We start from the raw sequence: 11,963 nt of genomic DNA, 5'->3' as shown, positions 1-11,963 counted from the left end.
AGCCTGATCGATGGAACCGTCTCGACTATCGATCCCGCCGTCCTTTTCTGATTCACGGCATCACGCTATGCAACTTCTGAAAAACTTGTTCAATCGTCTGTCTGATAGCCTGCTGGTGTCGGTTCCAAGCCGTATCAGGGCGGCGCGTGATTTCGCTTCTGCCCCGGTATTGCGACTGGTTTCCAATAAGCCCGATATGACGGTCGGCGACAGCGCTGCCAAGCGGGCTCCGTCACATTCGACTGGTCAATTGGAAGCGCTGGAAGAAGCGCTCCGGAAAAGTCAGGCCTGGTTTCTCTCAAGGCAACATGCGGGCGAAGGCTACTGGGTTGCTGAGCTGGAAGCGGATACGACGCTCACTTCCGAATACGTGATGCTGCGTCGCTTCATGGACTGTGTGGATCCTGATCGCGAGCGCAAAGCCGTTCGCTACTTGAAGTCTGCACAGCTGCCGTGCGGCGGGTGGCCCATCTATCATGGCGGACCGGCTGAGATCAGTGCATCGGTGAAGGCCTATTTCGCCTTGAAGCTCGCAGGCGTCTCGGCGGATGAGCCCTTCATGATGCAAGCCAGAACGTGCATTCTGGACAAGGGTGGCGTAGTTGCGGCCAATGTCTTCACCAAAATTGCTCTTGCCCTGTTCGGTCAGTACGATTGGCGCGGCGTGCCGAGCATGCCGCCGGAAATCATGCTCTTGCCGAAGCGGTTTTACTTCAGCATCTACGCGATTTCCTATTGGTCGCGCGCGGTGCTCATCCCGCTCTTGATCATCTTCGCGAAACGGCCGCAGTGCCATGTGCCGCCCGAGCAGGGCATCGACGAACTGTACACACAGCCTCCGGCAGAGATCGACTACAGCACGGTGCCGCCCTTCAAGAAGGACCGGACCTGGTTTACCGCCAGAAACTTTTTCATCAACCTCGACGCGCTCCTCAAGGTCTACGACCGGTCGCCGGTCGAGTGGGTCCGCCAGAAGTCGCTGAAGTTCGCCGCAGACTGGATGCTGGATCACATGAAGGGGAGCGGCGGCCTGGGTGCCATTTATCCCGCCATGGCCAATTCCGTGATGGCCTTGCATTGTCTCGGGTACAAGCATGACGACCCGCTGGTGGTGAAGGCGATGCGGGAGATCGAAGAACTCGAAATTCACGATACCGTGATGGACAACGGGCAATGTGTGGATGCCATGCACCTGCAGCCCTGCCATTCTCCGATCTGGGATACCGCGTTGCTCATCAATGCATTGATCGAAGCGGGAATGCCGCAAGACCATCCGGCGTTGCAAAAAGCCTCGACCTGGCTGTTGTCGAAACAAACGACCACCGTGGGTGACTGGATCATCTCCGCCCCTGGTGCAGAACCGGGCGGCTGGTATTTCCAATTCGAGAACGAGCTGTTTCCGGACGTCGACGACTCGGCGGTCGTCCTGATGGCCCTGTCCAAGGTGCGCTTGCCCGATGAAGAGCCGCAGCGGTTGGCGATTCGCCGTGGATGCCGCTGGGTGACTGCGATGCAGGGGTCTGATGGGGGATGGGGCGCGTACGACGTCGATAACAACCGGATCGTCTTCAACTACATTCCCTTCGCCGACCATCGTGCGCTGCTGGATCCCAGCACCGCCGACCTGGCCGGTCGCTGTCTCGAAATGCTTGCGACCTTGGGCTACGACTGGACCCATCCCTCGGTGGCGTCGGCGCTCACATTCGTGAAAAACGATCAGGAGCAGGACGGTAGTTGGTATGGCCGCTGGGGAGTGAACTATATTTATGGAACTTGGTCCGTGTTGTCCGGCCTGCGCGCCATCGGCGAAGATCTGTCCTCGCCATATATTCGGCGGGCGGTCAATTGGGTCGAGTCGAAGCAGAACCCTGACGGCGGATGGGGCGAATCGTGCCTGTCGTATGCGGATGTCGAGGAAAGCGGGCGTGGCGAGAGTACTCCATCACAAACCGCCTGGGCGTTGCTGGCTCTCATGGCAGGTGGCGTCACCGACTCCTTCAGTTTGGCCAGGGGGATCCATTACCTCATTCGGAATCAGCGGAAGGACGGGTCATGGGAGGAGGTACGCCATACCGGCACCGGTTTCCCGCGCGTGTTCTATCTTCGTTACCATTGGTATTGCCAATACTTCCCCCTCTGGGCACTGGCTATGTACCGCAACCTCAAGACTCGTGGCACAACGAGGGCCGATGAGTTGCGTCAACTGGCCTATCAATCAGGACAATTCCGGTCGCCCCGCTGACCGTGGGTGTTCATCGAATCCACTTCTTCTTGTCATCGTCCCTCGGGAGCAGTTGTGACCGCAATCGGAGTCTTCGTGGCGACCCGATGGGAGTTGAGCGCGGTGCGCCGGGCGTTCACGACGACCGAGGCACAGGTCCTCGGCGGCCTTCGGTGCGAGGTCGCGCGACAGGCGCAGACCGAGTGGTGGATGATACCGATGGGGGTCGGGCCGGAACGAGCCACGGCCACGGCCGGCACGGTGCTCGCGGCGAAGCGGTTGGATGCGATCTGGTCAACGGGGTTTGCCTGCGCCTTGCAGCCGGCCGGCGTCGGGGATGTCTTGATCGGAACCGGAGTGATCAGGGACGATGGTGTGGCCACAGGTCAACCGATCGTCTGTGAGCCATCGATGCTGGAGTGGGTGTGTCGGGCCGTGCAGGCCAAGGGGCTGGAGGCGCAACGCGGCGGATTTGTCACCGTTCCACGGGTCCTCTGCTGCGCCGAAGAGAAGCGGAAGATTGTCGACCGGCTGGGAGGGATCGGGCTCGACATGGAGAGTGCGGCGCTCGGGCAGGTGGCGGCTGAGCGGGGCCTCTCGTTCACCATCGTGCGCACCGTGTCGGATTTGGTTGATGAAAGTCTTCCGCTTGACTTCAATCTGTTTCTCAGGCCATCTGGGTGGGCGAAGGGTGTCGCCGCTTGTCTGGCACATCCCTCAAGTCTGATCGGCCTCAATCGTCTGCGGGTGCAGAGTCGGATCGCAGGGCAGCAACTGACCGCTCTGTTTCGAGCCTGTGCCGCCCAGGCATCGCGGGAAGGGGTCGCCTGACTGCGGAGGGGCCGAAGTTCCGGGCCAGGGATGAGAGGAGGGCGTGACGTGGAAGGCATTGCGCGTATCGGACGATTCACCATCGATCTGACGGAGCACATGGGACGGATGATGCTGTTCGTCCTGTCGTCCTTTGCCTGGTTGACCCGCCCGCCGTTCCGGTTCTACCAAGTCGTCAAACAACTGAATTTTATCGGGTACAAGTCCACCTTCGTGGTCGTGCTCACCGCTGTCTTCACCGGCATGGTCCTCGCGCTTCAGGGGTATTACACCTTGCGAAAATTCGGGTCGGAGGCCGTGCTTGGCTCGGCCGTGGCGCTCAGCATCATTCGGGAGCTGGGTCCTGTGCTCGCGGCGCTGATGGTGACCGCTCGCGCCGGGTCCGCTATGACGGCCGAGATCGGGATCATGCGAATCACCGAACAGATCGACGCCTTGGATACGATGGCCGTGAATCCGTTGCAATATCTGATCGCCCCAAAACTCGTGGCAAGTCTGATCGCCGTGCCGTTGTTGGTCGCGCTGTTCGATGTGGTGGGCATTTACGGCGGGTACGTCGTCGGGGTGCAATTGCTGAACGGCAATGAGGGCGCGTATTGGAGTTCGATCGAATCGGCGGTGGAATGGAAGGATGTCTACGGCGGGATCCTCAAATCCATCAGCTTCGGGCTGTTGATCAGTTGGGTCTGCTGCTATAAGGGGTTTCATACCAAGCATAGTGCCGAAGGGCTGGGCACAGCGACCACGGAAGCCGTGGTGCTGTCGGCCGTCCTGGTTCTGGTGTGGGATTACTTCCTCACCTCGGTGTTGTTGTAAGGCGGTCGCGCGTGAATCGTCGCACTGAGAACAGGCATGATTAAACTGGTCGGCGTCGAAAAAACGTTAGGGCAGCAACCAGTGTTGCGTGGAGTGGATCTGACCATTCCTTCAGGCAAGCTGACGACGATTATCGGACGGAGCGGCGAAGGCAAGAGTGTGTTGCTGAAACACATCATCGGCCTGATGCAGCCTGATCGCGGCGAGGTCTGGATCGACGGAACGGACATTGCTCACATGAAGGGGCAAGCGCTCAATGAGGTCCGGAAGAAATTTGCTATGCTGTTCCAAGGCGCGGCACTCTTCGATTCCCTATCGGTCTTCGAAAACGTTGCCTTCCCGCTGCGAGAAAAGCTGAGATTGAAAGGCGACACCGTCACCAGGCGAGTGGAGGAAAAGCTTGAGCAGGTGGGGCTGAAAGGCATGGGGCACAAATTTCCCGCGGAGCTGAGCGGAGGGATGCGCAAACGGGCCGGGTTGGCCCGCGCCCTGGTCATGGAACCGGAAATCATTTTGTTCGATGAGCCGACGACAGGGCTCGATCCGCTGATGGCGAAGGCCATCCATGACCTGATCGTGGCCATGCAGCAGCAGTTCGGCTTCACGGCGGTCATGGTCAGCCATGAAATTCCGGAGATCTTCGGCATTTCCGATTACGTCGCCATGTTGAAGAACGGGCGCATTGCCGAGATGGCGCCCTCGAGCGAATTTGTGAAGACGACGGACGAAGAGATTCGCGAGTTTATTTTTGTCGGAGGCACTGTCACGGCGAAAGAGTTGCCAACGGCATCCCGTTCCTGAACCGGTTGTCGAGGGTGCCCCACACGCAGCTGTCGGCCTGAAGCCGGGCAAGGGTTGATAGGAGACGATATGGAACGTGCAAAGCTCGAATTGATGGTCGGCGTCTTCGTGCTCGTGGGGATTGCCTGCCTGGGGTATTTGTCGATCAAGTTGGGGAAGCTGGAAGTGATCGGCGGGCACAATTATCCGGTCGAGGCCGAGTTTACGTCTGCGTCGGGACTCAAGCCCGGTGCGTCGGTGGAAATTGCCGGCGTCGAAGTCGGGCGTGTGCGGCACATCGGCCTCAACAGCGACCGCGCGCTGGTGGCGCTGGCGATTCAAGACGGCGTAAAGCTGTATTCGGACACGATCGCTTCGATTAAGACGCGCGGGATCATCGGCGACAAATATCTCTCGCTCTCGGTCGGCGGGGGTGGCGATGTCTTGAAGCCAGGCGACAAGATTCGCGATACCGAGGCCGGGCTTGATCTCGAGGAATTGGTTAGCCAGTATGTACACGGCAAGGTCAACTAGTCTGACCGGCTCACGAGTGACGCGCGGTGATGCGCGAACCGGGCCGGTGAGGCGAAGGGATCACCACTCACAGGAGAGGTGTTGGAATGCAGGGACGGCGATGGATGATCATGGCGGGTGTGTTGACATGGTTGCTCTGCCTGGGCGGGGTGTCGCCTGCCATGGCCGGTCAGGCGACCGAGTCGGTCCGGGTGACGATCGATGAAGTGCTGAAGATTCTGAACGATAAGGAACTCAAGACGCCTGCCAAGCAGGAAGATCGTCGGCAGCGGCTGGAGAAGGTCGTCGCGGCGCGCTTTGACTACTCCGAAATGTCCCGACGTTCGTTGGGCGCGCAGTGGAATCAGTTATCCGATAAGGAAAAGCAGGAGTTTGTGGATCTGTTCCGTACGCTGTTGACCAACACCTATGCCGATCGGGTGGAAACCTATTCCGGCGAGGGTGTGCAATACCTCAACGAGCGGACGGAAAAGGAATATGCCGAGGTGCGCACCAAGGTCTTGTCCGGGAAGACGGAAATTCCCATGGACTACCGGTTGATGAACAAGAGCAACGATTGGCACGTGTATGACGTCGTGGTCGATGGTGTCAGTCTGGTGAATAATTACCGCGGACAATTTTCGAAGATCCTTCACACGTCCTCGTATTCCGACCTCGTCGACCAACTCCGCAAGAAATCCGAAAAGATCAAAGCTCCGTAGTTCCCGTAGGGGACGATCGTTCCGGCGAGCGCCATGCAGCGTCATTATTTTTCGTCGATCGGTGTGTTGCTGGCGCTGGCCGGACTCCTCACCTTCAGCCCGCCGGATTCTGTGCGGGCCGATACGCAAATTTTCCCCGTTCCGTCGGTCTCCACCAGCAAGAACGATGGGAACGATGCCGGCTTGATCGCGCCGATTCTGATTTCCGATCCCGACGGCGAGTTGAAGTACCTCATGGCGCCGATGCTGATTCAGAATTCGATCGTCGGCAGCCGGGCGGTGTTCAATCTCTTCAAGTACGATCCAGGCGGACGCCAGATGAGGCTGATCGCGTCGCTGACCGAGAAAATCGAACGGAAGGTGCTGTTCGACTATGTCGATCCGGCGTTCGGGAACGGGCAGTACTTTCTGAACTTCGGCGGCACCTTCTTCAAGAACGCCACTTCACGATTCTTCGGGTTGGGCCAGTCGACGGTGCAGGCGGATGAATCCAATTACACGGCCAGAGAGGCGCGTGCCTATTGGCGGCTCGGCCTCTATGCGAATGAAGTGACGCAGGTTTCCATTGGGCAGCGGGTGCGGCAGGTGCAGCTTCAGCGTGGAGCTACCGAGCTGCCCTTTTCCGTCGAGCAATTTCCCACGGTGGACGGCATTCAGGGCGAGTCCATCATTGTCGGGCATCGCGCGTCATTTTATTACGACACCCGCGACAGTCTGGTCACGCCGACGGATGGGATGTCGGTGATGGCCTATGCGGAACTGAATCAAAATGTGAAGAACGGAGATCATCCCGTCTATTCACGGTACGAATTAGAAATTAAGAAGCTGTTTCCCAGCGAATCCAAGCGTGCCATTTTGGTCGTGAGAGCTGATCTTCAGGCCACGATCGGGTCCCAAGTGCCGTTTTTCGAGCAGTCGTCGCTCGGCGGACAGAACAATCTGCGCGGATTCGGGATGGATCGGTATATCGACAAACATTTGATTGCGTTCAGTATTGAGGAGCGGATTCACGTCCTGCGGACAAAACTGGCGGGAGTGACCGCGGATTTCGAACTGGCGCCTTTTCTGGACACGGGGCAGGTGTTTAATTCATTTAAGGACGTCAGCTTCCAGGATTACCGGATGACGCCGGGCGTCGGCTTTCGAGCGATTGTGCGGCCAAATGTGGTCGGTCGGTTGGATTACGGGTATAGCCGCGAAGGCGGGGCAATTTTTGCGGGTTTGGACTTCCCCTATTAGACGCATTCAACGCAGTGAGTGAACGGCCGGGGTTGCTCATGCGGCACATCAGCTATCTGGTTTGGTTGCTCACCGTGTGTGTTGGTCTGCCGCTGACCGTCGGTGCGGAGGGGTTTGGTCCATTTCCGGTCAGAAATTTTCAGGCGCTGGATCAACTGGTCCTGGCAATGCCCGGTGACCGGGCGGCGGTATTGAAAAAAGGGGATCTCGACGTCCGGCTTGAAGTCGCCAATACCGCGTCGATTGCCCGCGACCAAGAAGAACAAGCCGACGTGACGATGAAGTTTGAGACGGTGAGAACCGGTCTCTTCCTGCGGTATGGTCTGACCGATCGGCTGGAGATCGGTGCGGAGGTCCCGGGGTATCACCGGTATCGCGGGTTTATGGAAGAGCCGATCATCGGGGTGGAGCGGGGGACGACTGGGATCTCACCGGCACGGAAGGCCCTGCGGGAAACGGCCTATGCGTTCAATATTGCCAACGGTGGTCGCACGCTGTTTCACGGCACGAAGGGTGCGACAGGACTGGGCGATATTTCGTTCTACGGAAAATATCAACTGCTGAAAGAAACCTCGACGCTTCCGGCCCTGTCGTTTCGCGTGGGCGTCAAAGCCCCGACCGGCGATACCGACCAAGTCTTCGGCAGTGGGCATCCGGATGCCGGCATCGGCCTGGCCTTGGATAAGACCTTCGCCACCGGGTGGATACTGTACGCCAACTTGAACGGGGTGTTTCCCACGGGGCAGATCGCCGGACTCGACCTCCAGCCGGTGATGAGCGGGTTGGTGGCTGTGGAATATCTCTGGACGGACAATTTCTCCATCACTGCGCAGTTCGACTACTACTCGCCACCGTTTCATGGCACCGGGACCCGGGTCTTGGACAAGGGTGTCACCGAATCGGCCATCGGCATCAGCTATCGCGTCCTGCCGGGCTTGCTCTGGCAGCTCTATGGGGTCGAGAACCTGGACTTCATCACCGGGAGCGCCGCCGACTTCACGCTGTCGACCCTCCTCACCTACCGGATGCGTTCCTGATCGTGAGCCAAAGGTGTGAACGGAGCACGGCGGAATCTTGACATGTGTACTGCCATATGTGAGGATGAGGCGATTTGTACACAACTTCTTTCGCTGCTTCGCCAGACCTTCTCAACACGACTATTCTCCATCGATATGAATACTTGCGTCCAATTGTCATGCTTTGACAAGGAGATTGTGCAATGTCTCTGCTAAAAAATATCCACAGTCCCGCTGATTTGAAGCGCCTGTCCCCTGAACAGTTTCCGGAACTATGCCAGGAGATTCGTGAGCAAATCCTCGCGGTGGTTTCGAACGTCGGGGGGCACTTGGCCTCCAATCTCGGTGTCGTGGAGTTGACGGTGGCCTTGCAGTATCTCCTGAATACGCCGGAAGACAAAATCGTCTGGGATACCAGCAATCAGGCCTATACCCACAAGCTGCTCACCGGGCGCCGGGAACAGTTCCACACCCTGCGCCAGTACGGCGGATTGAGCGGGTTCTGCAAGCGCGAAGAAAGCGCCTACGACACGTTCAATGCCGGACATGCCGGCACCGGCGTCTCTGCCGCCTTCGGCATGGTGGAAGCACGGGAGCAGCGGGGTGAGAAGCATAAGGTTGTGTGTGTGGTGGGCGATGGTGCGATGACGGCGGGTATGACCCTGGAAGGCCTACACCATGCCGGTGGCACAAACAAGGATTTCCTCGTTGTGCTGAACGACAACCAGATGTCCATCTCCCGCAACGTCGGCGCCATTTCCGCCTACCTGAACCGGACCTTTACCGGTGAGTTCTACGCGCGGATGCGTGAAGAAACCGGACAACTGTTGCGAAAGATTCCGCACATCGGTGCCGAAATGCAAAAAATCGCTCGCCGGGCCGAAGAGTTGGCCAAAGGCGCGATCCTGCCCGGTCTCCTGTTCGAGGAGCTGGGCTTTCAATATGCCGGGCCGATCGACGGCCACAACTTTGAGCACCTGCTGCCGACCCTGGAAAATGCCCTGAAGATGAAGGGCCCGGTGCTGCTGCACGTCATCACGAAAAAAGGCTTGGGGTACCAAGCCGCGATGGATAATCCCGTCTGGTTCCATGCCTGCCCGCCCTTTGTGCGCGAAACGGGCGTGCCGGCGAAAAAAGCCGTCCGCCCCAGCTACACCAGCATGGCGGTGGATGCCTTGATCAAGGTCGCGCATCAAGACAAGCGCGTCGTCGCGATCACCGCCGCGATGTGCGAGGGGACCGGGTTGAATGCGTTTGAAAAAGAATTCCCGGATCGGATCTATGACGTCGGCATCGCCGAGCAACATGCCGTGACCTTTGCTGCCGGTATGGCGGCACAGGGCATGAAGCCGGTGGTGGCGCTCTACTCCACCTTCTTGCAGCGGGCCTACGACCAGGTGGTGCATGATGTGGCGACCCAGAACTTGCCGGTGACCTTCTGCATCGACCGCGGTGGACTCGTCGCTGAGGACGGGACGACGCACCACGGTGCCTTCGATTTCGCGTTCCTGCGGCATGTGCCGAACATGGTTGTCGCCGCGCCCAAGGACGAGAACGAATTGCAGCATATGATCAAGACCTGTGTGGGTTTTGATGGTCCAGCCTCCGTGCGGTACGCGCGCGGCGTCAGCCTCGGTGTGCCGATGGATCCTGAGCCCACCGCATTGCCGATCGGCAAGGGTGAGTTGCTGCGGGAAGGGACGGATGTGGCGATCGTGGCGATCGGCGTGACGGTCTGGCCGGCCATGAAGGCGGCCGAACGGTTGGCTCAAGACGGCATTTCAGCCGCTGTGGTCAATGCTCGTTTTGCCAAGCCGCTGGATACAGAGCTCATCCTGAAGACTGCGAAGAACGTCCGTTGTCTGGTCACGGTGGAAGAAGGTTGCAAGATGGGCGGATTCGGTTCCGCCGTCTTGGAAACCCTGTCTGACGCCGGACTCATGTTGCGCACCAAGGTGCTCGGGTTGCCTGATTGGTACATCGAGCAGGGGCCGCAGGATCTGTTGCGCGAACGGTATGGCCTGACAGCCGACGGTATCTACAACAGCGTCAAGGCGTTGTTCGGCGCCGGTGTGGTGGCGGACGACGCCGCTCGTTTGGCGTCGCTCGTCGGCAGCTTGCCGCACGGTGATGAACAGGGCAGCTAGGGTCGAGTACTTGAGATAGATCGAAGGTCAACGCGACAGGCTGAGACGCTGATGCATATCACCAGGAAAAAAACGCGACAAATTCAGGCAGGGTCGGTCAAGATCGGCGGTGATGCGCCGATTTCGGTCCAGTCGATGTGTTCCACCGATACGCGAGACGTGAAGGCGACGGTGGAGCAGATTCAGCAGTTGGAAACCGCCGGCTGCGAGATCATTCGTGTCGCTGTTCCGGACGAAGCCGCAGCCGCTGCGCTGCCGAAGATCAAGGCGGCGATGACGGTGCCGCTGATCGCCGACATTCACTTCGATCATCGCCTCGCCCTCAAAGCGGCCGAAGTCGTCGATTGCGTCCGTATCAATCCCGGGAACATCGGGGCCTGGTGGAAAGTGCAGGAAGTGATCAAGGCCGTCAACGAGCGGGGCATCCCCCTGCGCGTGGGGGTGAACGGCGGCTCGCTCGAACGGCCGCTGCTCGATAAGTATGGCTGGCCTTCCCCCGAAGCCCTGTCCGAATCGGCCTTAAACGCCGTGCATGCGCTCGAAGACGAAGGCTTCACCAACATGAAGGTGTCGCTCAAGGCGTCCGATGTCCATCACGCGATTGACGCCTACTATCTGTTCTCGACCCAGTCCAATTATCCCCTGCATATCGGCATTACCGAAGCCGGCACCGCCATGACGGGTGCGGTTAAATCCGCGATCGGCCTCGGGTGGCTGCTCTCGCACGGCATCGGCGACACGCTGCGTGTCTCACTCGCCGCCGATCCGGTGGAGGAAGTCAAAGTCGGCTTTGAAATCTTGAAGTCACTGGAGTTGCGGCATCGCGGCATCAACGTCATTGCCTGTCCGACCTGCGGGCGGGTCGAAATCGACGTGGTGCGCATGGCGAATGAATTGGAGAAGAAACTGGGCCATATCAAGACCCCGTTGAATGTCTCCGTCCTGGGCTGCGTCGTCAACGGCATCGGAGAAGGCAAAGAAGCCGATATCGGCATTGCCGGCGGCGAAGGCAAAGGTATTCTCTTCAAGAAGGGAAAGCTCATGCGCAAGGTGCCCATGGAGGAGCTCATGGACACGCTTATTCAGGAAGTCGAGTTGCTGGCCAAGGAAAAAGAAGCCGAAGCTGCCGGCGCCCCGCACAACGGGTCGTCGAACGAGCAGGCAGAGGCGGGCTGGGAATTGATGGGCCACACGCCGGATGAGCAGTCCACCATCGTCCGTGACATTCCCGTGCTCCCAAGCAAGTCGTAATCTACGGCAGTAGACCATCAGCTGTATTGTTGAAGATTCCTCTGTTTCTCCGCTCTTCGCGGTTGAGTTCCTGACGCTCCCCCTTCTATAATCCGACCCGTGGCGCCGTACCCAAGTGGCTAAGGGAGCAGTCTGCAAAACTGCGATGCGGCGGTTCGAACCCGCCCGGCGCCTCCAAACCGCACTTCGTGCATGCCGCCGGCTGTTCAGTCGAGGGCTCTCCTCATTGTCGCCGCCGAAGACAACCCGCCAGTGATTTATTCTTCATACGCTTGAGCCGCTGGCGAGTCAGTACCCTTTGCTTTTGCCCGAATCGATCGGCACATTCCATCACGCCCGATTCGCGTCCATGGTATCCAACTCGGATTGACCTCACTGAAGTATCCTATGACGTTGAATCCCACTCCTGTGCTGCACCCCGCTTGAC

Annotated in this window: 10 protein-coding genes and 1 tRNA gene; all 11 read left to right on the top strand. The window is 58.9% G+C overall.

Annotated features, from left to right (window positions below; genetic code table 11):
• Window positions 1–67: 67 nt before the first annotated feature.
• The 11 genes from shc (at window position 68) to JNL86_10170 (ending at window position 11,713) form a co-directional block, all read left to right on the top strand.
• Window positions 68–2,242 (top strand): squalene--hopene cyclase, encoded by a 2,175-nt coding sequence (shc, locus tag JNL86_10220; GenBank protein ID MBL8043277.1) that lies wholly within the window; start codon window positions 68–70, stop codon window positions 2,240–2,242.
• 54 nt (window positions 2,243–2,296) lie between these two features.
• On the top strand, window positions 2,297–3,052 hold the full coding sequence (locus tag JNL86_10215; protein MBL8043276.1) for a hypothetical protein: 756 nt from the start codon (window positions 2,297–2,299) through the stop codon (window positions 3,050–3,052).
• A gap of 48 nt (window positions 3,053–3,100) precedes the next feature.
• Window positions 3,101–3,868: an ABC transporter permease gene (locus JNL86_10210; protein MBL8043275.1), complete on the top strand. Its 768-nt coding sequence runs from the start codon at window positions 3,101–3,103 to the stop codon at window positions 3,866–3,868.
• Window positions 3,869–3,904: 36 nt separating this feature from the next.
• On the top strand, window positions 3,905–4,669 hold the full coding sequence (locus JNL86_10205; protein MBL8043274.1) for an ABC transporter ATP-binding protein: 765 nt from the start codon (window positions 3,905–3,907) through the stop codon (window positions 4,667–4,669).
• A gap of 69 nt (window positions 4,670–4,738) precedes the next feature.
• The gene (mlaD, locus tag JNL86_10200) at window positions 4,739–5,182 is read left to right on the top strand and encodes an outer membrane lipid asymmetry maintenance protein MlaD (protein MBL8043273.1); all 444 of its coding nucleotides are present in this window, start codon (window positions 4,739–4,741) and stop codon (window positions 5,180–5,182) included.
• An 86-nt stretch (window positions 5,183–5,268) separates the two neighbouring features.
• Window positions 5,269–5,883 (top strand): ABC transporter substrate-binding protein, encoded by a 615-nt coding sequence (locus JNL86_10195; protein ID MBL8043272.1) that lies wholly within the window; start codon window positions 5,269–5,271, stop codon window positions 5,881–5,883.
• A 33-nt stretch (window positions 5,884–5,916) separates the two neighbouring features.
• The gene (locus tag JNL86_10190; protein MBL8043271.1) at window positions 5,917–7,122 is read left to right on the top strand and encodes a BamA/TamA family outer membrane protein; all 1,206 of its coding nucleotides are present in this window, start codon (window positions 5,917–5,919) and stop codon (window positions 7,120–7,122) included.
• 14 nt (window positions 7,123–7,136) lie between these two features.
• Window positions 7,137–8,159, top strand: coding sequence for a DUF3187 family protein (locus JNL86_10185; GenBank protein MBL8043270.1), 1,023 nt, complete (start codon window positions 7,137–7,139; stop codon window positions 8,157–8,159).
• Window positions 8,160–8,341: 182 nt separating this feature from the next.
• Complete coding sequence (locus JNL86_10180; protein ID MBL8043269.1) at window positions 8,342–10,285, top strand: 1-deoxy-D-xylulose-5-phosphate synthase; 1,944 nt, start codon at window positions 8,342–8,344, stop codon at window positions 10,283–10,285.
• Between the two features lie 51 nt (window positions 10,286–10,336).
• Window positions 10,337–11,536 (top strand): flavodoxin-dependent (E)-4-hydroxy-3-methylbut-2-enyl-diphosphate synthase, encoded by a 1,200-nt coding sequence (gene ispG / locus JNL86_10175; protein ID MBL8043268.1) that lies wholly within the window; start codon window positions 10,337–10,339, stop codon window positions 11,534–11,536.
• Between the two features lie 101 nt (window positions 11,537–11,637).
• Window positions 11,638–11,713, top strand: a tRNA-Cys gene (locus tag JNL86_10170).
• Window positions 11,714–11,963 lie beyond the last annotated feature (250 nt).

Origin of the sequence: Nitrospira sp. (assembly GCA_016788885.1) — a bacterium.
Classification (GTDB): Bacteria; Nitrospirota; Nitrospiria; order Nitrospirales; family Nitrospiraceae; genus Nitrospira_A.
Note: the sequence above shows the minus strand (reverse complement) of the source record. Positions and strands in the feature narration are given on the sequence as shown.